At 64.8% G+C, this 23,149-nt stretch carries 21 protein-coding genes; 13 read left to right on the forward strand and 8 right to left on the reverse strand.

The window, feature by feature from the left end; translation table 11 throughout:
- Nucleotides 1-66: 66 nt before the first annotated feature.
- From BM052_RS17465 to BM052_RS17475, 3 genes are read right to left on the reverse strand one after another with little or no spacing between them, the layout of a single operon-like run.
- Entirely contained in the window at nucleotides 67-465 is a 399-nt protein-coding gene (locus tag BM052_RS17465; protein WP_091148969.1) for a VOC family protein, read from the reverse strand.
- A 10-nt stretch (nucleotides 466-475) separates the two neighbouring features.
- Nucleotides 476-1,378, reverse strand: a complete 903-nt coding sequence (locus BM052_RS17470) for an SDR family NAD(P)-dependent oxidoreductase (RefSeq protein WP_091148971.1) — start codon at nucleotides 1,376-1,378, stop codon at nucleotides 476-478.
- Nucleotides 1,375-2,283 (reverse strand): SDR family NAD(P)-dependent oxidoreductase, encoded by a 909-nt coding sequence (locus tag BM052_RS17475; RefSeq protein WP_091149002.1) that lies wholly within the window; start codon nucleotides 2,281-2,283, stop codon nucleotides 1,375-1,377. Before BM052_RS17475 ends, BM052_RS17470 begins: the two co-directional genes overlap by 4 nt.
- 143 nt (nucleotides 2,284-2,426) lie before the next feature.
- Here BM052_RS17475 and BM052_RS17480 point away from each other — a divergent pair, with 143 nt between their 5' ends.
- The 5 genes from BM052_RS17480 to BM052_RS17500 are packed head-to-tail and all read left to right on the forward strand — an operon-like array spanning nucleotide 2,427 to nucleotide 8,122.
- Nucleotides 2,427-3,833 (forward strand): MFS transporter, encoded by a 1,407-nt coding sequence (locus BM052_RS17480; protein ID WP_255406238.1) that lies wholly within the window; start codon nucleotides 2,427-2,429, stop codon nucleotides 3,831-3,833.
- Nucleotides 3,830-5,260: an NAD-dependent succinate-semialdehyde dehydrogenase gene (locus BM052_RS17485; protein WP_091148974.1), complete on the forward strand. Its 1,431-nt coding sequence runs from the start codon at nucleotides 3,830-3,832 to the stop codon at nucleotides 5,258-5,260. Before BM052_RS17480 ends, BM052_RS17485 begins: the two co-directional genes overlap by 4 nt.
- A gap of 36 nt (nucleotides 5,261-5,296) precedes the next feature.
- Complete coding sequence (locus tag BM052_RS17490; RefSeq protein WP_091148975.1) at nucleotides 5,297-6,367, forward strand: amidohydrolase family protein; 1,071 nt, start codon at nucleotides 5,297-5,299, stop codon at nucleotides 6,365-6,367.
- Nucleotides 6,364-7,971: an MFS transporter gene (locus BM052_RS17495; protein ID WP_255406239.1), complete on the forward strand. Its 1,608-nt coding sequence runs from the start codon at nucleotides 6,364-6,366 to the stop codon at nucleotides 7,969-7,971. Before BM052_RS17490 ends, BM052_RS17495 begins: the two co-directional genes overlap by 4 nt.
- Complete coding sequence (locus tag BM052_RS17500; RefSeq protein WP_091148976.1) at nucleotides 7,943-8,122, forward strand: hypothetical protein; 180 nt, start codon at nucleotides 7,943-7,945, stop codon at nucleotides 8,120-8,122. The genes BM052_RS17495 and BM052_RS17500 overlap by 29 nt, the downstream gene beginning before the upstream one ends.
- Nucleotides 8,123-8,164: 42 nt before the next feature.
- On the opposite strand, the gene BM052_RS17505 is transcribed toward BM052_RS17500, so the two are convergent.
- Entirely contained in the window at nucleotides 8,165-9,628 is a 1,464-nt protein-coding gene (locus BM052_RS17505) for a carotenoid oxygenase family protein (RefSeq protein ID WP_091149006.1), read from the reverse strand.
- A gap of 132 nt (nucleotides 9,629-9,760) precedes the next feature.
- Between BM052_RS17505 and BM052_RS17510 the strand changes: the two genes are divergently transcribed.
- Nucleotides 9,761-11,080: an MFS transporter gene (locus BM052_RS17510; RefSeq protein WP_091148978.1), complete on the forward strand. Its 1,320-nt coding sequence runs from the start codon at nucleotides 9,761-9,763 to the stop codon at nucleotides 11,078-11,080.
- A 16-nt stretch (nucleotides 11,081-11,096) separates the two neighbouring features.
- On the opposite strand, the gene BM052_RS17515 is transcribed toward BM052_RS17510, so the two are convergent.
- Nucleotides 11,097-11,606 carry a MarR family winged helix-turn-helix transcriptional regulator gene (locus tag BM052_RS17515; RefSeq protein ID WP_177198539.1) on the reverse strand — a complete coding sequence of 170 codons (510 nt, stop codon included), beginning with the start codon at nucleotides 11,604-11,606 and terminating at the stop codon, nucleotides 11,097-11,099.
- 267 nt (nucleotides 11,607-11,873) lie between these two features.
- On the opposite strand from BM052_RS17515, the gene BM052_RS17520 reads away from it, so the two are divergent.
- On the forward strand, nucleotides 11,874-14,321 hold the full coding sequence (locus tag BM052_RS17520; RefSeq protein ID WP_177198540.1) for a TonB-dependent receptor: 2,448 nt from the start codon (nucleotides 11,874-11,876) through the stop codon (nucleotides 14,319-14,321).
- Nucleotides 14,322-14,482: 161 nt separating this feature from the next.
- A complete protein-coding gene (locus BM052_RS17525; RefSeq protein WP_091148983.1) occupies nucleotides 14,483-15,952 on the forward strand; it encodes an aldehyde dehydrogenase in 1,470 nt (489 codons plus the stop codon).
- A 22-nt stretch (nucleotides 15,953-15,974) separates the two neighbouring features.
- On the opposite strand, the gene BM052_RS17530 is transcribed toward BM052_RS17525, so the two are convergent.
- The 3 genes from BM052_RS17530 to BM052_RS17540 are packed head-to-tail and all read right to left on the reverse strand — an operon-like array spanning nucleotide 15,975 to nucleotide 17,572.
- Nucleotides 15,975-16,718 carry an SDR family oxidoreductase gene (locus BM052_RS17530; RefSeq protein WP_091148984.1) on the reverse strand — a complete coding sequence of 248 codons (744 nt, stop codon included), beginning with the start codon at nucleotides 16,716-16,718 and terminating at the stop codon, nucleotides 15,975-15,977.
- Nucleotides 16,719-16,720: 2 nt separating this feature from the next.
- Entirely contained in the window at nucleotides 16,721-17,167 is a 447-nt protein-coding gene (locus tag BM052_RS17535; protein ID WP_091148986.1) for a nuclear transport factor 2 family protein, read from the reverse strand.
- A gap of 15 nt (nucleotides 17,168-17,182) precedes the next feature.
- Nucleotides 17,183-17,572 carry a nuclear transport factor 2 family protein gene (locus BM052_RS17540; protein WP_091148988.1) on the reverse strand — a complete coding sequence of 130 codons (390 nt, stop codon included), beginning with the start codon at nucleotides 17,570-17,572 and terminating at the stop codon, nucleotides 17,183-17,185.
- 80 nt (nucleotides 17,573-17,652) lie between these two features.
- On the opposite strand from BM052_RS17540, the gene BM052_RS17545 reads away from it, so the two are divergent.
- The 5 genes from BM052_RS17545 to BM052_RS17565 are packed head-to-tail and all read left to right on the forward strand — an operon-like array spanning nucleotide 17,653 to nucleotide 23,109.
- Nucleotides 17,653-18,510, forward strand: a complete 858-nt coding sequence (locus tag BM052_RS17545; protein WP_091148989.1) for a DUF8021 domain-containing protein — start codon at nucleotides 17,653-17,655, stop codon at nucleotides 18,508-18,510.
- Nucleotides 18,507-20,714 carry a PQQ-dependent dehydrogenase, methanol/ethanol family gene (locus tag BM052_RS17550; RefSeq protein WP_255406240.1) on the forward strand — a complete coding sequence of 736 codons (2,208 nt, stop codon included), beginning with the start codon at nucleotides 18,507-18,509 and terminating at the stop codon, nucleotides 20,712-20,714. Before BM052_RS17545 ends, BM052_RS17550 begins: the two co-directional genes overlap by 4 nt.
- 9 nt (nucleotides 20,715-20,723) lie before the next feature.
- A complete protein-coding gene (locus BM052_RS17555) occupies nucleotides 20,724-22,301 on the forward strand; it encodes an FAD-binding oxidoreductase (RefSeq protein WP_091148991.1) in 1,578 nt (525 codons plus the stop codon).
- Nucleotides 22,298-22,735, forward strand: a complete 438-nt coding sequence (locus tag BM052_RS17560) for a c-type cytochrome (RefSeq protein WP_091148992.1) — start codon at nucleotides 22,298-22,300, stop codon at nucleotides 22,733-22,735. The genes BM052_RS17555 and BM052_RS17560 overlap by 4 nt, the downstream gene beginning before the upstream one ends.
- Nucleotides 22,735-23,109: a hypothetical protein gene (locus BM052_RS17565; protein WP_091148994.1), complete on the forward strand. Its 375-nt coding sequence runs from the start codon at nucleotides 22,735-22,737 to the stop codon at nucleotides 23,107-23,109. The genes BM052_RS17560 and BM052_RS17565 overlap by 1 nt, the downstream gene beginning before the upstream one ends.
- Nucleotides 23,110-23,149: the final 40 nt, after the last annotated feature.

Raw genomic sequence — 23,149 nt, forward strand, 5'->3', positions numbered from 1 at the left:
GGGCTGACCGTGACGGCTTACGTTCTCGTCCATGGCGCATGGTGCGGCGGCTGCGCGCGCTGATCCTCAGGCGCCGAAGAAATTGAGCTCCAGCAGGACCTGGTTGGGGTCCATGGTGAATATCTGCCGCAGCCCGATCGCGGTCACGGAATTGCACTGATAGGTCGCCCCCCGCGCATCGAGGCGGGCGAGCATCTCGTCATGGCCCGAGCAATTGAGCGCGACGTGGTGCAAGGCGCCGGTCGGGCTGGTCACGGTGGCGCGATCGAAAGTGCGCGGGCAGTCCTCGCTGTTGATGTGAATGATCGCCCGACCCGCGCCGTCATGCATCCACTGCGCGTTGCGCGGGCTAAGCGGCGGCGGCGCGTCGCGGCGTTCAAGCCCCAGCAGTTCGTTGTAGAACCGGGCCGTGCCATCCAGATCGGCGGTGATGATGTTGACGTGATCGAGCGCGTTGACGATCATCCTGCCCTCCTCATGTAGCCTTGCGAGCCGCTTCGCGCGCCGCCTTATAGGACTGGCGGCGGAACGCCTCGATCCTGATCCGCTCATCGTAGCCCGGGTCTTCGGGGTAGTCACGGTAATCGGCGAGCACTTCCTGGAAGTATTCGGCAAGCTCCTCGCGGTGATCGGGCATGGGGAAGATGTAGGCCTGGTTCTCGCGCATACCCTGGAGGATGCGAGCGGCGATGACATCGGGCTCCATGCCGACCTCGTGCATGCCGGCGAGGCGCTTGACGTTCTCCCGGTCGACCGGACGGGCATCGGCCTTCAGTCCGTCGGGGCGGATATCGTCGGAGGCATAGATGTAGCTCTTGACCAGTCCAGGGCAGACGCAGGACACGCCGATGCCCTTCGGCGCCAGGCTGTAGCGCAGGCTCTCGCTCATCCCGCGCACCGCGAACTTGGCGGTGTTGTAGATACCCGGCGATCCGCTCGCCAGCCAGCCCGCCATCGAGGCGGTGTTGACGATATACCCCCCCTTGCGACCGGCGATCATGCGCGGGACGAAAGTCATCACCCCATTGATCGGGCCGTCGAGGTTGACGCCCATCACCCAGTCCCAGTCCGACCAGCTCGATTCCTCGATCGGTTGGAACAGGTTGACTCCGGCATTGTTGAACAGGAGCGTCACCGGACCGAACCGGGCCTCCACCGCATCGGCGGCGCGTGCCATCTCCTCGCGGCTGGCGACGTTGACCTCGACGCCCATGACCATCTGGTTGTCGAGGCTCCGGAGCGCCCGCTCGATATGGTCCTCGCGGATATCCGCGACGGCGACCTTGCACCCCTCGGCCAGGAGCGCGCGGACGATGCCGATGCCGATGCCGTTGGCCCCTCCCGTGACGAAAGCCGTGCGGCCCGCGAAGTCGATCATGCCTTGAGCTCCTTCTGCCGCGCGATTTCGTCCGCCCACACCGACGAGTTGAACAGCATCGCGAACGTCGCCTTGTATTTCTCGTTCTGCGGGCGCTTGACGGGGACCGAAGCGATCATGGCATTGGCCCGATCGGTCACGCCGGGCAGGAATTCGCCGTGGGTCAGGATGTAGAGTTCGTCGGCGAGGATGCCGGCGAGCACGCGCTGGCCGACTTCCTCCTTGGTCATGTAGAGATGGAAGAACTCGCCGCCCTCGGTGCGGCGCCGGTCGGCCTCGGCATAGCCCGAATCGGCGAGCCGCGCGGGCCGGGTCTCGCCAGCGCGTGCGATGTTGGACTGGACCGCGCCGGGGCAGAACGCGGAGCACACGACTCCGCGCGCCTCGAGTTCGGGGCGCATCGTCTCCATCATCGTGAGCACGGCGGCCTTGGCGGTCGAGTAGATCGTCGTCCCGCCCACCGGTACCATGCCCGACATGGAGCTGGTGTTGACGATGTGTCCGCCCTCGCCGTGGCGGAGCAGGCGCGGCAGGATCGTGGTAACGCCGTTGATTACCCCGCCGAGGTTAACGCCCATGACCCAGTCCCAATCGGCATAAGTAGCCAGTTCCGTGGGCCCGACCACGGCTACGCCGGCGTTGTTGACGAGCAGGTGGATATTGCCGAACCGCGCCTCGGCGGCGTCTGCGGCGCGGGTGAAATCGGCGCGGTCGGTGACATCGAGCTTCAACGCCAGGACTCGCGCGCCGCCTGAAAGCTCCTTCGTCGCCACATCCAGATGGTCCTGGCGGATGTCGGCGATCACCACGTTCATGTCCGCGCCCAGCAGCGCCTTGGCAATGCCGAGGCCGATGCCGCTTGCCCCGCCGGTCACGAATGCCGTCTTGCCCGGCAGGTTCTGCATGGCCCTCTCCATATTCAGCGCGTTTGTCGCGCTTTCGCACGAAGCACTATTCACCAGACGCATTTTGTATGCAAGACTAACAATAGCACGAACCAAACCGCGACCGCCCGAGCGGATCGGCGGTAATGTCGAGAGGAGAAGATATGGCCGGACACGCCAGCCCGGTGATGCCCGAAGAAATCGCGGGGCCAGCCGGCGAGCGCAGGTGGTCAAGCGCGCCCGCGGCCTATTGGGCGCTGTTCGTCATCGTGCTGGCCACCTTCATCACGTTCTTCGATCAGGTCGTGTTCGGCATGCTGGCCGAGCGCATCAAGCACGACTTCGGTCTCACGGATTCGCAGTTGGGCTTCCTGGCCGGACCGGCGAGCATCGTCTGCTACCTGTTCGTGGGAATTCCCCTGGCCCGCCTGGCCGACATCTATCCGCGGAAATACGTGCTGGCGGGCGGTGTGACCGCGATCGGCACGATCATCGCCATGGGCGGACTGGCACAGAACTTCCTCCAGTTCGTGATGAGCCGCGTGTTCCTCGCCGCCGGAGGATCGGCGCATGCACCGTCGTCTTATTCACTGCTGGCCGACGCGTTTCCGCCCAGGAAGCTGACGCGCGCCTTCGCTTTGCTGCAGTTCGGCTTCATCGGCGGAACGACACTGGGGCCGTGGATCGGCGGCAAGCTGGTGATGATGACGGCCGGATGGGAGCCCAGCCACTTTGGCGCCCTACGCATGTTCGGCTGGCAATGGATCCTGGTGTGGACCGGCTTGCCGGCGCTGCTGGTGGCGCTGCTGTTCCTGACGATCCGCGAGCCGCAGCGGTTGATCCCGGCGACCGACGGTGTTCGCCCGCCCCAGCATGCCGGAGCCGGGCGCCGCATCCTGACGTTCATGGGTTTCGATGCCTTCAAGGCGATCCATGCCAAACCTCGCGTCTTTTACCCGCTGTTCGGTGCGCTGGCGCTGAGCGCGGTCGACGTGTTCGGGCTGCAGTTCTGGCGCGTGCCCTTCATGATCCGGACTTACGGCTGGAACGAAGCGCAGATCGGCGCGATGCTGGGCCTCGTAGCGCTGGTGGGTTCGCTCACTGGCCTGGTCGTCGGCGCGACGTTCGTCGAGTGGCTGGCCAAACGCTACAGGGACGCCAACGTGCGCGCCGCCAGCATCTTCTTCGCCATCGTTACCGTCACCAACATCGTTTCGCCGCTGATGCCGACCGGCGAGAGCGCGCTGGTGGTGCTGGGCTTCGGGCTCGTCTTCGGGCTCGCCGGCGCGGTGCCGCAAAACGCCGCCGTGCAGCGCATCGCCCCCAACGCCATGCGCGGCCAGGTAACCGCCATCTACCTGTTCATGTTCACGTTCTTTGGCGCGATGGGGGCGTTCTTCGTCGGCCTGATCCAGGATTTCATCGTCGGCGATCCCCACAAGCTGTGGCTGACGCTGACGATCAGCGCGGCGACGCTGCTCATCCCGGCCACCATCCTCATGTACAAAGCCATCCGCCCCTATCGCGAAGAGATCGAGCGTCTCGAAGCCCTGGAGACTGTTCCCGAATGACTGCCTATCCCTCGCTCTGCATGATTATCGACGGAGAGCGCGTCTCCGGCGGCGGACGTCGTACCCACGCGGTAATCAATCCCGCCACCGGCGCCGCGCTTGGCGAACTGCCGCTGGCCGCACCCACCGATCTCGACCGCGCCCTGGAAGCCGCTGCGCGCGGCTTTGCCATCTGGCGCAACACTCCCGCGCCGCAGCGTGCCGCCGTGCTGCAAGGCGCGGCGCGACTGATGCTGGAACGGCAGGAGGAGATCGCCCGCATCGCCACGATGGAACAAGGCAAGACGCTCGCCGAAGCGCGCGTCGAAGTGCTGATGAACGTCGGCCTGTTCCACTTCTATGCCGCCGAATGCCAGCGGGTCTATGGGCGGCAGCTGGTCCGCCCGGCGGGCCAGCGATCGACCGTCGTGCACGAGCCGGTCGGCGTGGTTGCCGCGTTCAGCCCGTGGAACTTCCCTATCGGCAATCCGGGGCGCAAGCTGGGTGCCCCGATCGCGGCGGGCTGCGCGGTAATCATGAAGTCGGCGGAGGAGACGCCCGCCTCGGGCCTTGCCGTGCTGCAATGCCTGCTTGACGCCGGCTTGCCCGGCGCTGTCGCCCAGGCGGTCTACGGCGTGCCGGACGAGGTCAGCCGCCACCTGCTGGCAAGCCCGGTCGTGCGCAAGCTGTCTTTCACCGGATCGACGGTGATCGGCAAGCACCTGCTGAAGCTGGCCGCCGACAATATGCTGCGCACCACCATGGAACTCGGCGGGCACGGGCCGGTGCTGGTATTTGACGATGCCGATTGCGACCGTGTGCTCGACGTCGTGGTGCCGCACAAGTACCGCAACGCCGGGCAGGTCTGCGTCTCGCCGACACGCTTCATCGTCCAGCGGGATGCCTTTGAGCGGTTTCGCGACGGCTTCGCCGGGCGCGCGGCGGCGATCCGGGTCGGCAACGGCCTTGAAGAAGGCGTGCAGATGGGCCCGATGGCCAACCCCCGCCGCCTCGAGGCGATGGACCGGCTGATCGGCGATGCCACAGCGAAAGGCGCGAAGCTGCTGACAGGCGGGGAGCGTTCGGGAAACCAGGGTTACTTCTATGCGCCCACCGTGCTGGCCGAAGTGCCGATCGATGCGGCGATCATGAATGAAGAGCCGTTCGGCCCGGTCGCGCTCATCAATTCCTATACCGACGAAGCGGCGATGATCGCCGAGGCCAACCGCTTGCCCTACGGGCTCGCCGCTTACGCCTGGACCAGCGACGCCGCGCGCCAGCGACGCCTGGCGCGCGAGATCGAGGCGGGGATGGTCGGGATCAATACCACCATGATCGGCGCGGCCGATGCGCCTTTCGGCGGGGTGAAGTGGTCCGGCCATGGCAGCGAGGACGGGATCGAGGGGCTGATGGCCTGCATGGTCACCAAGGCCGTGCACGAAGGATAGAGAAACGGCGGCGAGGGATCGAAAGAGGTGAAGGGCATGACGGATGAATCAACGAGGGGCGAACTCAAGACCGGTGGGGGCCACGGATACTTGCGCATCGCCACGGAGGAAGCTTTCGCCACGCGGGAGCTGGTCGAGGTGTTCCTGCGAATGATCCGCGAAGGCCAGGCGGACAAGGGCATGGTCTCGCTCTGGGGATTCTATGCCGCCAGCCCTTCCCAGCGCGCCACTACGATCCTGGAACGCCTGCTCGATCTCGGCGAGCGGCGCATCGCCGACATGGACGCGACCGGGATCGACCGAGCGGTGCTGGCGCTGACCTCCCCGGGCGTCCAGCCGCTGCGCGATCATGACGAAGCCAAGGCCATCGCCTCGCGTGCCAACGACCAGCTCGCCGAGGCCTGCGGGAAATACCCCGATCGCTTCATCGGCATGGGCACCCTGGCGACGCAGGATCCCGAATGGTCGGCGCGCGAAGTGCATCGCTGCGCACGCGAGCTGGGTTTCAAGGGCGTACAGATCAACAGCCATACCCAGGGCGAATATCTCGACGATCCCAAGTACGATCCGATTTTCCGCGCGCTGGTCGAGGAAGGCCAGCCGCTCTACCTCCATCCGGCCACGCCGCCGGATTCGATGATCGGCCCGATGTTGGAAGCGGGGCTCGATGGGGCGATCTTCGGCTTCGGGGTCGAAACCGGCATGCACCTCCTGCTTCTCATCACGATCGGCATCTTCGATCGGTATCCCGACTTGCAGATCATGGTCGGCCACATGGGAGAAGCGCTGCCCTACTGGCTCTATCGCCTGGACTACATGCACCAGGCCGGCGTGCGCTCGAAGCGTTACGAGCGGATGAAGCCGCTCAGGAAGACCATCGCCGAATACATGCGCTCGAACGTGCTGGTCACCAATTCGGGCATGGCCTGGGAACCAGCGATCCGATTCTGCCAGCACGTGATGGGCGAGGACCGGGTGATGTACGCGATGGATTATCCTTACCAGTACGAAGCGCGCGAAGTCCACGCCATGGATGCGATGGACATGCCCGCCGAAACCAAGAAGAAATTCTTCCAGGCCAACGCCGAACACTGGTTCAAGTTGTGAGCGGCCCCGCCACCAGGGTGACCCGCGCCGGCTGGATGACGCTGGCGGTCGTTTCGCTCACGCAGATGATGAGCCTGCTCGACCGCAATATCCTGGCGATCCTGGCGCCGCGCATCAAGGCCGACCTCCATATCGGCGATGCCGAGATGGGCCTGCTCTACGGCACCGTCTTCGCGCTGTTCTATGCGTTGTTCTCGTTGCCGCTGGGGCGACTGGCGGACGGTTGGCTGCGCGGGCGCCTGCTGGCGATCTGCATCGCCGTATGGTCTATCGCCACCGGACTGGCCGCCGCTGCCGGAGGCTTCGGTACATTGGCGTTGTCGCGTCTTGGCGTGGGAATCGGCGAAGCGGCGGCGCAGCCGGCGGGGACCAGCATGGTCTTCGATCACTTCCCCAAGGCCCGGCGCGGCCTTGCCATGGCGCTGATGGCATCGGCGATCGCGGTGGGACTGGGTGTTTCCTCGATGATCGGGGGGATCGCCGCCGACTGGTGGGACCTGCGCTTTGCCGGGGCCGCGCCGCTGGGACTTTCCGGCTGGCAGTTCGCCTTCCTGGTCGCGGCGCTGCCGGGGGTGCCGCTGGCGCTGCTGCTGTGGCGCCTGCCTGAGCCCGAGCGCGGCGCGATCGAGGGTATCAAGAGCCCGGCCGATCCCGATCCCTTCGGCGCCAGCTGGCGCGTCCTTGCCGCGATCCTGCCGCTCACCAACTGGCTGATGCTGGCACGGCTTGGCGCACGCCGGCGGCAATGGGCGATCAACCTTGGCACCCTGGCGGCGATCGTCCTCGCCATGACCTGGCTGGCCGAGGTAACGCAGGCCGTCGCCCCGCGCCCGGCACTGCAACTGAGCGGCCTTTCGATCGGTCCGCACGCGCTGCAATGGGGCGTGGTGGGCTTCGGGTTTTACGTGATCCTCAACCTGTTCCAGTCGCTGCGCCTTTCGGATCCGCCGCTCCATGCGGTTCTGGCCGGATCGCCATCGCTGATGCTGTGCATCGCGGCGGGTTCGCTGCAATCTGCGATCAACTACGGCGTCATGGGCTTCACGCCCTCGTTCCTGATGAAGAGCTATGGCCTGTCACCGACCGAGACCGGCTTGCAGTTCGGCCTGCTTTCGGCCGGACTGGGGGTGATCGGGCCGTTGGTCGCCGGGCCCGTATCGGACTGGTTCCACCGACTGCTTCCCGGGGCGGGGCGAGTGCTGATCGTGATCTTCGCCCTGGCCGTTTCCCCGTTCCTCGCGCTTTGGGTCTATTCCGCAGGGAACGCGGGGACTTTCTATCTGCGCTTCACGTTCTACAGCCTGGTGCTGACGATGTGGCTGCCGCCGCTCTATGCCGTGATGTTCGACCAGGTACTGCCACGGATGCGGGCCATCACCGGATCGATCTATATCTTCGTCATGACCATCGTCGGCCTTGGCATCGGGCCCTATGCGGTGGGCATGGTTTCCGATGCCAACGGCGGGGACCTGGCCTATGCGATCAAGAGCATCAACTGGGTCGCGCCGGCGATCGTCCTCATGCTGCTCGTATTGCTAGTTCGCGCGCGCCGCGACGAGGAGCGGCTGGTCGAACGTGCCCGCGCGGCCGGCGAGCCGATCTGATGCCCACGGTACGCGAAGCCGCTTCGTCGCGCTGGTCCAGGGCATGGGCGTCGCCACGCGGCGGGCGGGCGAAATGGATGGGATCGACGCCGCGCTCACCTGGAGCCTTGCCCGATCCGTGCCGGCGCCGGTGGAATTCCTGATCGACTGACGCCGGAGCGACTTTGCTGCGATCGGGCTCATCCGCGTCCGATCAGAGGCCGATGGCGTCCGCCGGCGCGAAGTTGCCGTGAAGGCCGAAGCGCAGGCGGATCGGAACCATGATGGTGGCGATCGGCCCCTTCTCGATATCGAGCGCATCGAACAGCAACAGGTCGCTGCGATGCTCTTCCAGCCGGTTGCAGACCTGCACGATCCATCCATCGCCTTCGGGTGCATCGGGACTGCGGGGGATGAAGCATGGTTCCTGCAGGCTCGAGACCGGACCGCACCACCAGTGCTGTTCGCGGCCGGTCTGGTGGTCGATCAGGCACAGGCAGTTCATCAGCAGGCCGCCGGCGCTGCCGCCCCTCAGTTCCACCAGCCGGCCATGGTCCATTTCAAGCATCCAGCCATAGCGATAGGGCAGGCCGGCATAGCGATCATCGATGCGCGGGAATTCCCCGGCAGTCGCCGTGAGCCGCTTCACGCTTTCGAATTCGTCGCCGTTCGAAGCCAGGTCGACCGTCCAGCGCGTAAGGTAGCTCATGGCCTCGAGGCCATTGAACGGCGCACCATGGACGTCGGGGAAGAAGGGGAACATGTTGTTCTTCGATTCCGGAGTATCGAAGTGGATCTTCGATCCGTCCTGAAAGGCGTTCATCACATGGCTGGCGAAACAGTTGCCGCGCTTGAACCAGCGAATGTCTTCCTGCCGCAATCCGTCGCGCCGGGGGATTACCCCGAGATGGACCGGCATGGTTGTATCGAAGCCGAAGTGCGGCAGGCCCTGTTCAAGCCGGTCCCAGCTGCCGACCGAAGGCACGATATGGAGCACGAGGTAATCCTCGGTGATACCGAAATCATGCATCATGCAGTAATAGGGAACCTTGAACCATTCCTCGCGGATGAGTTCGCCCGACGGGGAAACTTCCATGTACGTCACATCGTCGGTGCAAAGGCCCGACGCGGCATAGCCGATCGCCACCATGTTGCCGGTCCGGGGGTCGATCTTGGGGTGCGCGGTAAAGGTTTCGCCGGTCATTCTTCCACCGAACCTCTCGAAACCATAGGTTTCCATCGTCGCCGGATCCATGACCAGCGAAGGGCTGTCCTCCTTCATCGCCCAGAGCTTGCCGGCGAACACGAAGGCATTGGTGTTCGCGGTGGAACGATATCGCCCCTTGACCGAGGGATCGTCGGTCAGCGGGTTGCGATAGGCCCCGAACAGCGCCTTTCCGGCCGCGTTTTCCAGTTTCCACTTGTCGGTCCTGGCCCAGCGCTGGCGGAAATCGCACCGGCCGTCGTGGAAATGGAACCGGGCGATCATGCCGTCGCCGTTGAAGGCGATGTCGTCCCCCAGTCGAGGCGGGAACTGCGGATCGGGCTGGACCCGGAAAAACGCGCCATCGAGCTCCTGCGGTATCGTGCCTTCGTGGACCAGGTCGGCTATGTCCGCCTCGATCCTCGAAGGCATGTTCATTCCCGTGAAACTCGCCGTCGTCGGAAAATGCGCCATCGTCATCGCTCTCGACTCATATTGTATGTTTTACTAACAATTGTACCGAAAACGAGGAATGACAAGACCTAAGGGCTGTCGGGCGCTTGCACACGACAGACGCCGGACGGGTAAGAGGGGAGAGAGGCCGCTATGCCGAATTGCGATGCCAGAGCCGTGATCGACAATGGGCCGATGCGCCTGCGCCAGTGGGCTGCGGTGGCGCTGACCATCACGCTGAACGCGCTTGACGGGTTCGATGTGCTGTCGAGCGCGTTTGCCGGGCCGGGCATCAAGCAGGAATGGCATCTCGGGCCCGACGGGCTTGGCGCGATCCTGTCGATGGAACTGATCGGCATGGGCATCGGCTCCCTGTTTCTGGGTGGGGCGGCCGATAAGTTCGGCCGCCGACCGACGATCCTTGCCTGCCTGATGCTGATGGCGGCGGGCATGTTCCTCGCCGCCACGGCCGCATCGCCGCAGTCGCTTTCGATCTATCGCGTGATTACCGGGCTGGGGATCGGCGGAATGCTTGCCGCGATCAACGCGGTGGCCTTCGAATATTCGAACCTCAGGTATCGCAGCTTCGCGATGTCGATCATGGTCATCGGCTATCCCATCGGCGCCTTCCTTGGTGGACTGATCGCCGCGATGTTGCTGACGGCGCATGACTGGCGGGCGGTGTTCCTGTTCGGCGGGGTGATGACGACGATCTGTCTCCCGCTGGTCCTGTGGCTGATTCCGGAAACACCGGCCTGGCTGGCGCAAGCGCGGCCAGCCGGTGCGCTCGAGAAGATCAACCGCACGCTTCGGCGGCTTGGCCATGCCCCGATCGACGCGCTGGGGACGCAGGCACCGCACGAAGTCGCCGCCAGCCTGGTGGACATTTTCAAACCGGCCTATGCGCGCGCCACCCTGGTCCTGTCGCTTGGCTATGCGGCGCACGCCTTGAGTTTCTACTATATCCTCAAGATGGCGCCCTCGATCATCTCCGATCCGCAATTCGCCGGGCAACACTTCACCAAGGCGCAAGGCGCGGGCGTGCTGGCCTATGCCAATCTGGGCGGGGCCATCGGCGGGGCCTGCTTCGGCTGGTGCATGCACCGCTTCGGGATCAAGCGCGCGACGATGGCGGCGCTGCTGATCTCGGTAATCATGGTGGCGCGTTTCGGCCTGGGCGCGACGACGCTGGGTGGATGGACCTGGGCAGTCGTCCTCACCGGGCTGTTTACGAATGCCGCCATCGTCGGCTTCTACGCAGCTTTCGCCGCCAGCTACCCGACCCATGTCAAGGCGACGGGAACCGGCTTCGCGCTCAGCATCGGACGCGGCGGCGCGGCGCTGTCGCCCTATCTTGCCGGTGTGCTGTTCTCCGAGGAGCTCGGATTGATGGCGGTTTCGATCATCATGGCGGCGGGCTCTCTCGTCGCGCTGGTGCTCTTTGCATTCCTGCCGGTCGAGGAGAAGCGCTGAAGTCTATTCCAAGCGCCTACCGCTTCATGCCGACATCGCCGTGATGGCGGGTGATCCAGTCGGCCATGTTGTCGATGATCCGATCGGCGGCCTTGGCGAATTCCCGCGCCTGCCGCGTGGTCAGGTTGCCGACGAGCGCGGTTGCGACATCTTCCAGGCGCGGCCCCAGGCTTTCGCACTTCGCGATTCCGGCCAGGCTCAGCCGCACCGGCCTGCGGCGGCGGTTGTCGGGATCGATCGTATCTTCGATCCAGCCACGCGCGCGCAAGCTCGCGATCGCGCGGCTCACGTTCATCGGCGGCACGCCCATGATCTCCACCAGGTCATGCCCGGCCAGCGCGCCTTCGCCCACCAGCGCCATCAAGACCTTGAGTTCAAGCTGCGTGACGTCCGCCGGTTCGCAGACGCCGTCTTTCATCGGGCCGTTCACCAGGCTGCCAAGCTTGAGCAATCGGACAAGCAGCGTGACTTGCGCGGAATTGAACGCGGGGAACGCATCAGGGTTGGAGGTGGATGCTTGTTGCATGGAGGCCGCTATCGCCCCGGCATTCATGGGAAGCAAGGGGCTTGTTGCCTGCACTAGCCAAGCTGTGCCCGGCGCCGGCACAGCACGCCAGGAGCGCTCGACGCGCCGTGCCCGCACCTGTCAGACGTTAACATTTGTGATTTTTTTGCATCACCCGGCGGAATGGATTTTCCTGGCGCGCGGGACAGCTTGCCAAGCGCAAAACTGTATGCATTACTAACAATTGGGAAAAGAGGCCCGGTTCAGGGTCGGGAGAGGAGAACGGAAATGGCGAAGGCATCTACCGGCGCGTCTATCGCGCGTCTGGGATTGGTGGTCAGCGCGTCGGCGATCGCGCTTGGGGCGGCGGCACCGGCGTTCGCGCAGGCGACTGGCGATAAGGACGGCAGCAGCGTCACCACCGATGAAATCATCGTTACCGCACAGTTTTACGCGCAGAACTTGCAGGATACGCCGATCGCGATCACCGCGATGACTGGCGACACGCTCGAGCAGCGCAGCGCGGCAAGCCTGTCCGATGCGACCAGCAGCGCGCCAAGCGTGCTGCTGCGCCCACAATCGGCCGCGTTCGGCGATTCGGTGTCCGCTTCCATCCGGGGTCTCGGTCAGAGCGATTTCGACCCGGCAATGGAGCCCGGCGTCGGCATCTATATCGATGACGTCTATTATCCGCGCCTGACCGGCGCCAACCTCGATCTGATGGATGTCGATCGCGTCGAGGTGCTGCGCGGCCCGCAGGGCACGCTGACGGGCAAGAACGCGGAAGGCGGCGCGATCAAGTTCTTCTCCAAGATGCCCACCGGCGAGAACGGCGGCTATCTGTCGGCGACTTACGGCAGCCGCAACCGGATCAATCTGCGCGGCAGCGCCGATTTCAAACTGACCGACGATCTTTCCGGTCGAATCTCCGGCGCTTATGCCAGCCAGGAAGGATACGTGAACGTCTATGACTACGGCTGCGCCCATCCCTCAAGCGGTGTGCCATCGACCGGCGGCGGCTCGAAGTGCCTGAAGTACAAGGAAGGCGATGTCGGTTACCAGGCCTTGCGCGGCATGCTGCGCTACAATCCCGATGAAAAGCTCGATGTGTTGATTAGCGGCGATTACACGCACAGCTCACACCACAACTCGGCCCAGGTGCTGCTTTATGCCAACAACTCCAATCCGAACGTCGCCACGGCGAACGGGTTGCCTTATGACAGCCGCTTCATCTGCGGGCCGTGGTGCAATTACGATACCACCGGGCAGAATGCCGCCAGCTTCGTCGCGGGCCTGATCCCGGCGCTCGACGGTTTCCCAATGGCCGCCACTTCCGGCAGCGAGCTGTCGGTCCTCACCAGTTGGGGTGTTTCCGGCAAGATCGGCTACGACCTGAGCGACGCCGTCAAGCTGACCTCGATCACGTCCTACCGCGAGTTCGAAAACAGCTTCAGCGCCGATGGAGACCTGTCGCCGGCAAACGTCGGCTTCGGCAACAACAATGTCACGGATTGGGCATTCAGCCAGGAATTGCGGCTCGGCGCCAGGCTGGGTGACATGATAAACGCCACGCTGGGCGGCTTCTATTCGGATGAAAAGGCGGTCTACTATACGCTTCAGGATATCCGCTACGTCGCTGCCGGGCCGCTGCCGATCTTCCCTTTGCAGTTCATCGGCGATGACCCCATCCGCACCAAGTCGCGGGCCGTCTATGGCAATGTCGAAGTCACGCCGGCCGACAATCTGACGATCAACATGGGTCTGCGTTACACGCACGACAGCAAGGACTACACATTCTACCGGCTCAGCCTTGACGGTGTAACGCCGAATCCGTTCCTGGGCGCGTTGAACGGCGTAGCGGCGGCCCCGTTCCGCGGCAATCGCCTGGATTACCGCGTGGCGCTCGACTACCGTTTCAGCCCGGAAGTGATGGCCTATGCCTCGATCGCGACCGGTTACAAGGCCGGCGGCAACGGCCCTCGCCCCTTCAATGCCGCGCAAGCGCTTGCGTTCGGACCGGAAAAGGTCACCAACTACGAAGTCGGAGTGAAAACCGATCTGTTCGATCGCAAGCTGCGCCTCAATCTCGATGTGTTCTATCTCGACTTCAAGGACGCGCAGCTTACCCTGCTTTCCTGTCCGCAATACGGTGGACCGGGGCCTTGCGCGCTGCCGCAGAACGCGGGCAACGCCCATTCGAAGGGCATCGAGGCCGAAGTGTTCCTCAGTCCCGTCACGGGAATGCAGATCGACGGCTCTCTTTCCTACCAGGACTGGAAATGGACCTGCATCAACCCGCAGGTGGTTCGCGGTGCGGCAGGCGCCTGTTCTTCCGATGCAGCGGTCCTGGCGCTGATCGAATCGCGGCCGCCGGGCATGATGAAATGGAAGTGGAGCGTGGGCGCGCAGTATCAGGCCGATCTCGGCAGCGCCGGTTGGCTGACGCCGCGTATCGACGTTGCCTACCAGGGGAGCATGATCGGCAACGTCCTGACCCCGGCCGCGGGTTCTCCTTCGGCGCTTTATGGGCAGCTCGATGGTTTCACGCTGGCCAATGCCCGGCTGACCTGGTCGAATTCCGCCAAGGATCTCGACGTCGCGCTTGAGGTGACCAATCTCTTCGACAAATATTACTATACGGCGAAGTTCGACCTGACCGGCGCCGGTGCCGGCTCGATCAGTGGGGCCCCCGGCCGGCCCCGCGAATGGGCGGTTTCGATCAAGAAGAAATTCTGATCCCGGCGGGATGATCGCTCGCGCTCCGGGGAGAGGGGGCGGCCGGCAACGGCCACCCTTTTCGACCAGAGCGACGAGACGGTTGCATGATTTCCACATCACCGGAGGCGGCCGGATCGCAAAGTTCGAAGCGCCGCCCCACAGGATCGAGGACAGGACATATGCTACCCCAAGGCGTTGCCATCGCCCATCCCGACCGGCTCCATATCGGCGGCGCCTGGGTGCCGGCGCAAAGTGGGCGAATGATCGAAATCGTCTCGCCCGACAGCGAACAGGTCGTCGCACGGGTCGCCGAAGCGGGCGAGGCCGACATGGATGCGGCCGTGAGGGCGGCGCGCGATGCCTTCGATCATGGACCGTGGCCGCGCATGGCCAAGGCGGAGCGGCTGGTCCTGTTCCGCAAGATGGTCGATCATCTGCGTTCCCGCACCGACGAGCTGGCGCGCTGCTGGAATGCCCAGGTCGGCGGCCTCATGAGTTTCGCGCCGATGATGCATGCGGGCGGAGTGATGACGCTCGACCAGATCGCCGGCTTTGCCGAAGCCTTCGAATTCGCCGAAGTGCGCGCTTCCATGGCCGCGCCGGCGGCGATCGTCGCGCACGAACCGGTCGGGGTGGTCGCGGCGATCGCGCCGTGGAACGCGCCTTTTGGCATCATGGCGAACAAGGTGGCCTATGCCCTGGTCACCGGCTGCACGGTGGTGATGAAGCCTTCGCCCGAAACCCCGCTGGAAGCCTGGATCATCGCGGAGGCCGCCGAAGCGGCCGGATTGCCGCCGGGCGTGGTCAATCTCGTGCCGGGCCAGCGCGAGGCGTCGGATCATCTGGTGTGCAATCCCGGCATCGATAAAGTGAGCTTCACGGGCTCGACCATCGCCGGCAAGCGGATTGCCTCGGTGTGCGGCGGCCGCATCGCGCGCTGCACGCTCGAACTCGGGGGCAAATCAGCGGCGATCGTGCGGGACGATTTCCCCATCGAGGCGGCGGCGAAGCTGCTTTCGAGTACGATCGTGCAGATGTCCGGGCAGATCTGCGCCATGCTCAGCCGCGTGATCGTGCCGCGCGGGCGCCATGACGAACTGGCCGATGCCATCGCGGCGGAGATGGCCAAGGTTGCCATCGGTCCCTCGACCGACCCGGCGACCCAGCTTGGCCCGCTGGCGATGAAGCGCCAACTCGAACGCGTCGAGATGTATATCGAGGAAGGCCGCAAGTGCGCGGACCTTGCTTATGGCGGCGGGCGGCCTTCGCACCTCAACGTGGGCTATTTCATCGAGCCGACGCTGTTCGCCAACGTCGACAATACCAGCCGCATAGCGCAGGAGGAAATCTTCGGTCCGGTCCTCAGCCTGATCCCCTGCGAGGACGAGGAAGACGCGATCCGTATCGCCAATGAAAGCGCGTATGGCCTCAACGGTTCGGTACTGACCCAGGATGCGCAGGCTGCCTATGCCATCGGCCGGCGGATTCGAACCGGCGGCTTCGGGCAGAACGGCCTGAGGATGGATTTCGGCCTGCCGTTCGGCGGCTTCAAGCAATCGGGAGTCGGGCGCGAGGGCGGGCCGGAAGGATTGTGGGCCTACGTCGAGAGCAAAACCATGCTGCTCGACGCCATGCCTTCCACGCTGTAGCGCCCTCGAGTTTTCGGGGTCTTCACCTCTTCAGCTCGATGCAGCCGCCGTCCACGTAGAGATCGACGCCGTTTATGAAACTCGCTTCCTCGCTGGCGAGGAAGAGGACGGCGCGGGCGACTTCCTCCGGGGTGCCCATGCGGCCGATCGGCACGGCGTCGGCGAAGAGCCGGCGCATCCCGGCGATATCCTCGGCACTGGCGTCGCGCTTGAATATCTCGGTATCGGTCGGGCCGGGCGAGACCATGTTGACACGGATTCGACGCGGCAGGAGTTCGGCGGCCAGGATCCGCGCGACCGCGCGGACGCCGGCCTTGGCGGCAGCATAGACGGCGTTCCCGGGCAAGGCGCTGATCGATCCGATCGATCCGGTGATGACGATGGCGCCCCCGTCCCGCACCAGCGGAAGCGCCTTCTGGATGGCGAAAAAGGCGCCCTTGAGGTTGACTGAATGGATGCCGTCCCAGAACGCTTCGGTGATCTCCATGACCGGGGCGAACCCGCCGACGCCGGCGTTGACGAACAGCACGTCGATCCCGCCCAGCGCATTGCCGATCGCGTGCATCGCGGCTTCGCTGTCGGCGATATTGGCCATGTTGCTGCGAATCCCCAGCGCCGAAAGTTCACCGGCGGCCTGCGCAAGGCTTTCCGCGTTGCGCCCGGTCAGCGCGAGCTTCGCGCCTTCCGCCTTGAACAGGCGCGCGGCCGCCAGTCCGATTCCGGCATTGCCGCCCAGGATGACGACGTTCTTGTCCTTGAACCGCACGATCAGAACATCCCGTTGGTGTTGGCGGATGTCTCGGGAACCGGCTGCACCACGTCCCAGTGCTCCATGACCTTGCAGTCCTTGACCCGGAGGATATCGACGACCGCGACGCCGCGGTCCCTGGCGCTGAAACTTCCCCGGGAGTGAACGGCGACCAGGTCGCCGTCGGCGATGATCCGCTTGATCTCATAGTGTATGTCGGGATTGCCGGCGAAGAAGGGTTCGAGGAAGCCGATCGCCGCGTCGCGGCCGGTGGCTGCCATCGGATTGTGCTGGATATAGCCGGGGTCGACCCACGTCTCGAAGGCCTTGCGCACTTCCTTCCTGACATAGAATTCGGTCATGAAACGGGTCACCACCTGCTTGGGCGTGAGGCCGCAGCCGGTGGCCGAGGCCGGCTGCGCGGCAAGCGCCAGCAGGGCGGCGATCGTGATCGGCAACTTACGCATCGAATCGGTCCTCTCTCAGAACAGGGAATTGGAATTGATCGGCACGGTGGGGACATCCTGTATGACGTCCCAATGCTCGACGATCATGCCGTCCGCACAGCGGAAGATGTCGACCACCGCCAGGCCCGGATCGCCGGGCCAGCGTTCGACATGGCAGTGAACGACAACGTGATCGCCATCGACGAAGGCACGGTGGATGGTGTGGCTGGCATCGGGAGATTCGGCGCGGACCCGGTCCAGGAAGGCCTTGAGCGCCGCCACCGTCGGTTCCGCCAGTGAGCTGTGCTGGATGTAGGCGGGAGATATGAAGTCGTCGACGCGACTGGAATCCATGGCGATCAGCACTTCGCGGTACATCCGCAGAACCAGCGCCAAAGTGGCTTCTTCTTCGGGACCGCGCGCCATTTTTCCTCTCCCTCTATTGTAACATTTGGTAAGATATGCAACAAAAGCGCACGGCCGTCAAAGGCCAATGGGGAGAGGTTATGGACAGGTCCGCGCTTTACGGCGTGCTTGACGGCTATCTTGCGGCGCTTGGCGCGCGCGATCCTGGCGGCGTGGACTGGGCCCCTGCAGCCCGCGTGTCCGAAAACAACGTGATGCTTGCGATCGGCGACGGCATGTGGGGAACGATCGCGCGGCTGGGTGACTACCGGCTTTGCTTTGCCGATACCGCCGAGGGGCAAATCGGATATTTCGGCACGGTGATCGAGCCGATCGAGCAATCGGCCTTTACGTTGCGGCTGAAAGTCAACGATCTGGGCCAGGTGAGCGAGGCCGAAGCGGTGGTCGTCCGCCAGTCGGACAGCGGCATCAAGTTCGAAAATCCGCGTTACTGGACCAAACCGATTCTCGAAGCGAAGGCCGAAGCACCGGTTTCGCGCACGGAAATGGTGCGGCTGTCCAACGGCTATTTCGATACCCTGCAACTCAACGACGGCACGATCCACACCAAGTTCCATCCCGATTGCAATCGCGTCGAGAACGGTGTGCAGACCACGCGCAATCCGGAATTCGCCAAGATCGTGCCGGTTTCCGCGCTGGGCTGCGAAGAGCAGTTCCGCATGGGCAACTACCGCTATGACGATGAACTGCGCGCGCGCCGTTTTCCCCTGGTGGACGAGGAGCGCGGGCTGGTTCTGGCTTTCGGCTTCATCGATCATTCCGGCCGGCTGGACACCTATCGGCTGACCGACGGGCGCACCGTGAAGAGTCCGGTGCGCCGACCCCACAGCTTCTACATTTCCGAGCTGTTCAAGATCGATCACGGGATGATCCGCCAGATCGAGGCGAACTTCATCACCGTGCCCTATCGCATGCCCAGCCCATGGGATGCGGCATGATGAAGCGTGTTTCGATCGCTCTGCTGGCGGTCTTCCTCGACTCTTGCTCGTTGACCTCCCACCAGGCTCCTTCGCAGCAGGCGGAGGCGGGGGACAACTGGACCAACCCGGGCGGCGATGCCGGCAAGACGCGTTTCTCCACCCTGACGAGGATCGATGCCTCGAACGTCGATCGGCTCGGCCTTGCCTGGCAGGCCGAACTCGGCACCGCGCGCGGGATGGAGGCGACTCCCGTTGTCATCGACGGGGTGATGTACACCTCGGGCACGGCGGGCCGGGCCTATGCGTTCGATGCCGCCACCGGCAAGGAACTCTGGCGTTTCGAACCCGAAGTGGACATGCAGTTCAACCGCACGGCCTGCTGCGACATGGTCAATCGCGGTGTCGCGGTGGCACCGGATGGGAAAGGCGGCGGCAAGGTCTTCGTCGCTACGCTCGACGGCTGGCTCTATGCGCTCGATGCCAGGACCGGCGCGGTCGTGTGGAAGGCCGATTTCATCGAGGACCGCCGAAAGGGTGACAATTCCACCGGCGCGCCCGAAGTCGCCGGCGACGTGGTGGTGATCGGCATGGCCGGCGCCGAATACGACGTGCGCGGCTATGTCACCGCCCTCGATCTGGAAACCGGCAAGCTGCGCTGGCGCTGGCACGTCGTGCCGCGCGATCCGAAGCTCGGGCCGCAGGAAACGCCCGAACTCGAAGCCGCGCTCAAGACCTGGGACCCGAACAGCCGCTGGGACATCGGCGGCGGCGGCGCACCGTGGGACGCGATCAACTACGATCCCGCGACGGGGCTCGTCCTGGTCGGCACCGGCAACGGCGGTCCCTATGCCACTTCCAAGCGCTCGCCGCGGGGCGGGGACAACCTCTACCTCGGTTCGATCGTGGCGATCGATCCGAAAACCGGCCTGATGAAGTGGCATTACCAGGAAACGCCGGGCGACAACTGGGATTTCACGTCCACCGCGCCGATGATTCTTACCCGCATGAAGATCGATGGCGAGGAACGCCCCGTCATCCTGCACGCACCCAAGAACGGGTTCCTCTACGTGATCGATCGGCGCGACGGAAAGCTGCTGCGCGCCAACCCGATCGCGCGCGTCAACTGGGCCAAGGGCGTCGATCTCAAGACCGGCCGGCCGCGGCTCGATCCCGAAGCGGCCGACTACACGTCCGGACCGAAGATCGTGTTTCCAGGCACGCCAGGCGCGCGCAACTGGTTCCCGGCTTCCTACGACCCGCGAAGCGGGCTCTATTACGCATCGGTGCTCGATATGGGCAACCTGATCTTCATGACGCCGGGTGCCAAGCCGCACAAGCAGCGCGGGCTGAACAATGACGCGGCGCTGATTTTCACGCCCGACGTGGAAAACGCGGTCGGCACGCTGCCGCCGCCGCTCGCGGCGGCGGTCAAGGCGCTGCCTGCCTATGCCGAGGCGCTGCGCAATCCCGGCAAGGCGCAGATGCGCGCGATCGATCCGCTGACCGGCAAGACCGTCTGGGCGCAGGACACGGAGGGCTGGCAGGATCGCGGCGGTGTGATGACCACGGCTTCCGGCCTGCTGTTCCACGGCACGCTTTCAGGCAAGCTGGTGGTGCGCGATGCGAGGACCGGCAAGGTGCTGAAGGAAATCCCTACCGGCACCTCGATCATGGCCGCGCCGATGACGTATCAAGTCGGCGGTGTGCAATATGTCGCGGTCATGGCCGGATGGGGTGGCGGCGGCTTTCCCTTCACGCCGCGCTTTTCGGCCGCCTACACGCGCGGCAATGCCGATCGCCTGCTGGTGTTCAAGCTCGATGGCGGCGCGGTTCCCATGCCGCCGGAACTGCCGCCGCTTGAAGCGGCGCCCGAACCGCCAAGGCAGGCACCGGGCGTCACGCCCGCGCTGATCGCCAAGGGGCAAGGCCTGTTCTTCGGCAACTGCGCGATCTGCCATGCCAATCGCCATCGCTCCATCACGCCGGATCTCCGGCGGATGCAGCCCGGCACGCATGAGGCGTTCCGCCAGATCGTGCTGGATGGGCTGCTGTTGCCGAACGGCATGCCGCGCTGGAACGACATTCTCTCGGTGGAGGATGCCGATGCGATCCACGCCTATCTGATCGACCTCCAGGCCAGGACCCGCACGGATGAACTCGCCAAGCAGAAGGCTGGCAAACCGCTGGACGGACCCAGCCTGACCATCCTTTCCAATTACTGAGGTAGCGCCATGAAACTCACCCTGCCGCCGCGCGTCTCGCCGCAACAGTTCGATACCGCGCTGCAGGCCATGGCCCGTGTCGTCGGCAAGGACTGGGTCATGGCCAGCGATGCCGACCGCGATGCCTATGCCGATGTCTATGCGCCCGGGCCCGCCGAACAGTGGCCGGCTTCCGCCGCCGTGGCGCCCGCATCGGTGGAGGAAATTCGTGCGATCGTGCGCCTGGCCAACGAGCACAAGACCCCGCTCTGGCCGGTCGCGCGCGGCAAGAACCTGGGCTACGGCACGTCCGCCCCGCGCATGGCGGGAACGATCGTGCTCGATCTTGGCCGCATGGACCGGATCCTCGAGCTTGATCCCAGGCTGGCCTACTGCGTGGTGGAGCCCGGCGTCGGCTTCTTCGATCTCTACGAGCATATCCAGCGCGAAAAGGCGCCGCTGTGGATATCGGTGCCGGGCAACGCCTGGGGCTCGGTGCTCGGTAACGCGCTCGAACATGGCATCGGCTACACGCCCTACGGTCTTCATGCGAGGAACCTGTGCGGGATCGAGGCGGTGCTGCCCGATGGCGACGTGATGCGCACGGGGCTGGGCGGGATGGACAACAACCCGGCCTGGCACGTCTTTCCGATGGGCTACGGCCCAACCTGGGACCTGGCGTTCTCGCAGTCGAACCTGGGGATCGTCACCAAGGCCGGGCTCTGGCTCCAGCCGGCACCCGCCGCCTCGCTCGAACTGGTGTTCGACATTCCCGAGGCCGAAGACATCGGCTGGGTGGTCGACACCATCACGCCGCTCAAGATCTCCGGATTGATCGAGCAGAACGTGTTCGTTCCCAGCTGGCTGGGAAAGATGGTGCTCAAAGGGCAGCGCAAGGATTTCTGGGACAAGCCGTCGGCGATCCCCGACTGGCGCATCAAGGAACTGCTAAAGCAGTACAAGCTGGGCTATTGGCAAGTCGCCCTCAGGCTCTACGGCGAAGAAAGCGTCATCAAGGCCAAGGCGGAGATCGTCAAGGCAGCGATGGCCCGCAACCTCAAGGATCCGCCGCAGGAAAACTGGTGGCGCGAAGGCGATCCGATCAATGCGTTCGAGATCACCATGGGCGTACCGTCGGCAGTGCCGCTGCAGATGAGCGACTGGATCGGCGGACGCGGCGCGCACATGGGCTTCTCGCCGGTCGTGCCCGCGACCGGCGAGCATGTGCTGGGCCAGATGCGCCGCAGCCGCAAGATCATCGCCGATTTCGACATCGACTTCTACGCCAGCTTCACGATCAACGGGCGTTTCGCCAACAACGTGAACATGCTGATGTTCGACCGTGACGATCCCGGGCAGATCGACACGATGCGCAAGCTGTTCTCGACCTTGATCGGCGAGACCGCCAAGGCCGGCTATGGCGAATACCGCACGCACCTGGGCTGGATGGACTCCGTGATGGATACTTACGGCTTCAACGATCACGCGCTGCGGCGCTTCAATGAGAAAGTGAAGGACGCGCTCGATCCCAATGGCATCCTCGCACCGGGCAAGCAGGGGGTCTGGCCATCGGCTTATCGCGATTCCGCGAAGGAGGGCCGGGCATGAAGCGCGCCGTTCTCGTCGCGCTCGCGGCGCTTCCCCTGATATCGGTCGTCGCCTGCAAGAAGGAAACCGCGACGCCGCCTTCCGGTCCGGCCCAGGCGGGCGTCCCGCCGCCGCCTCCGCCCTATCAGATGCGGCCCGAAGCGCCCGCCGGCGACCGGCTTGCGGCGGGCCGCGACGGCAAGGCACTGTTTGAATACCACTGCGGCTACTGCCATCTGGTTGGCGGCATGGGCACCAACCTGCTCACCAAGCAGCAGGTCATGGCGGGCGCATCGCCGGAGATGGGCCTGCTTGCCAACCGCACCGACCTGACCGCCGACTACGTCACGGCGGTGGTACGCCTGGGCAAGAACGCCATGCCCCCGCAGACCCGCGTGGACATCACCGATCCCGAGCTGGACAGTGTCTCGGCCTATCTGGGGAAGGGCAAATGATGGACCGCAGGACCGTGTTGAAAGGCACGGCGGCGCTTGCCGCCGCCGCGCCGCTCGCCGTCGGAACGGCGCAAGGCATGACCGCTCGTCGCCTGATCGTGTTCGATAGCCGACTGCCGGAATCGGCATCCTTCGCCGCAGGGGTGGCCGGCCAGCGGTTCGACCTGGCCCGCGCGCACGAAACGCAGTGGGCGGAACTGCGGGGCGATCTTCCGGAGGTCGGGGGCGTCGAGGGGCTGATCGGCTGGAGCGACTGGACCGCCGTGCGCGGTGAACTCGAGTCGCGCGGGTTCCGGCGCACGAGCGAAGCACGCATCGCCGCGCCGCTGTCCGGCAAGGCGAACCTTTTCCGTTGGTCTATGATGAAACGCTGATGTAGCGGGAGGCGCTGAGGCGCAACCCGCGACATTGGGT

It is taken from the genome of Novosphingobium sp. CF614, from assembly GCF_900113255.1.
GTDB lineage: Bacteria > Pseudomonadota > Alphaproteobacteria > Sphingomonadales > Sphingomonadaceae > Novosphingobium.

Bases quoted from the DNA above. Each gene is read 5' to 3' on its own strand.
- BM052_RS17465 (WP_091148969.1), bottom strand. From the start codon at position 465: ATGATCGTCAACGCGCTCGATCACGTCAACATCATCACCGCCGATCTG.
- BM052_RS17470 (WP_091148971.1), bottom strand. From the start codon at position 1,378: ATGATCGACTTCGCGGGCCGCACGGCTTTCGTCACGGGAGGGGCCAAC.
- BM052_RS17475 (WP_091149002.1), bottom strand. From the start codon at position 2,283: ATGCAGAACCTGCCGGGCAAGACGGCATTCGTGACCGGCGGGGCAAGC.
- BM052_RS17480 (WP_255406238.1), top strand. From the start codon at position 2,427: ATGGCCGGACACGCCAGCCCGGTGATGCCCGAAGAAATCGCGGGGCCA.
- BM052_RS17485 (WP_091148974.1), top strand. From the start codon at position 3,830: ATGACTGCCTATCCCTCGCTCTGCATGATTATCGACGGAGAGCGCGTC.
- BM052_RS17490 (WP_091148975.1), top strand. From the start codon at position 5,297: ATGACGGATGAATCAACGAGGGGCGAACTCAAGACCGGTGGGGGCCAC.
- BM052_RS17505 (WP_091149006.1), bottom strand. From the start codon at position 9,628: ATGGCGCATTTTCCGACGACGGCGAGTTTCACGGGAATGAACATGCCT.
- BM052_RS17510 (WP_091148978.1), top strand. From the start codon at position 9,761: ATGCCGAATTGCGATGCCAGAGCCGTGATCGACAATGGGCCGATGCGC.
- BM052_RS17515 (WP_177198539.1), bottom strand. From the start codon at position 11,606: ATGCAACAAGCATCCACCTCCAACCCTGATGCGTTCCCCGCGTTCAAT.
- BM052_RS17520 (WP_177198540.1), top strand. From the start codon at position 11,874: ATGGCGAAGGCATCTACCGGCGCGTCTATCGCGCGTCTGGGATTGGTG.
- BM052_RS17525 (WP_091148983.1), top strand. From the start codon at position 14,483: ATGCTACCCCAAGGCGTTGCCATCGCCCATCCCGACCGGCTCCATATC.
- BM052_RS17535 (WP_091148986.1), bottom strand. From the start codon at position 17,167: ATGCGTAAGTTGCCGATCACGATCGCCGCCCTGCTGGCGCTTGCCGCG.
- BM052_RS17540 (WP_091148988.1), bottom strand. From the start codon at position 17,572: ATGGCGCGCGGTCCCGAAGAAGAAGCCACTTTGGCGCTGGTTCTGCGG.
- BM052_RS17545 (WP_091148989.1), top strand. From the start codon at position 17,653: ATGGACAGGTCCGCGCTTTACGGCGTGCTTGACGGCTATCTTGCGGCG.
- BM052_RS17550 (WP_255406240.1), top strand. From the start codon at position 18,507: ATGATGAAGCGTGTTTCGATCGCTCTGCTGGCGGTCTTCCTCGACTCT.
- BM052_RS17555 (WP_091148991.1), top strand. From the start codon at position 20,724: ATGAAACTCACCCTGCCGCCGCGCGTCTCGCCGCAACAGTTCGATACC.
- BM052_RS17560 (WP_091148992.1), top strand. From the start codon at position 22,298: ATGAAGCGCGCCGTTCTCGTCGCGCTCGCGGCGCTTCCCCTGATATCG.
- BM052_RS17565 (WP_091148994.1), top strand. From the start codon at position 22,735: ATGGACCGCAGGACCGTGTTGAAAGGCACGGCGGCGCTTGCCGCCGCC.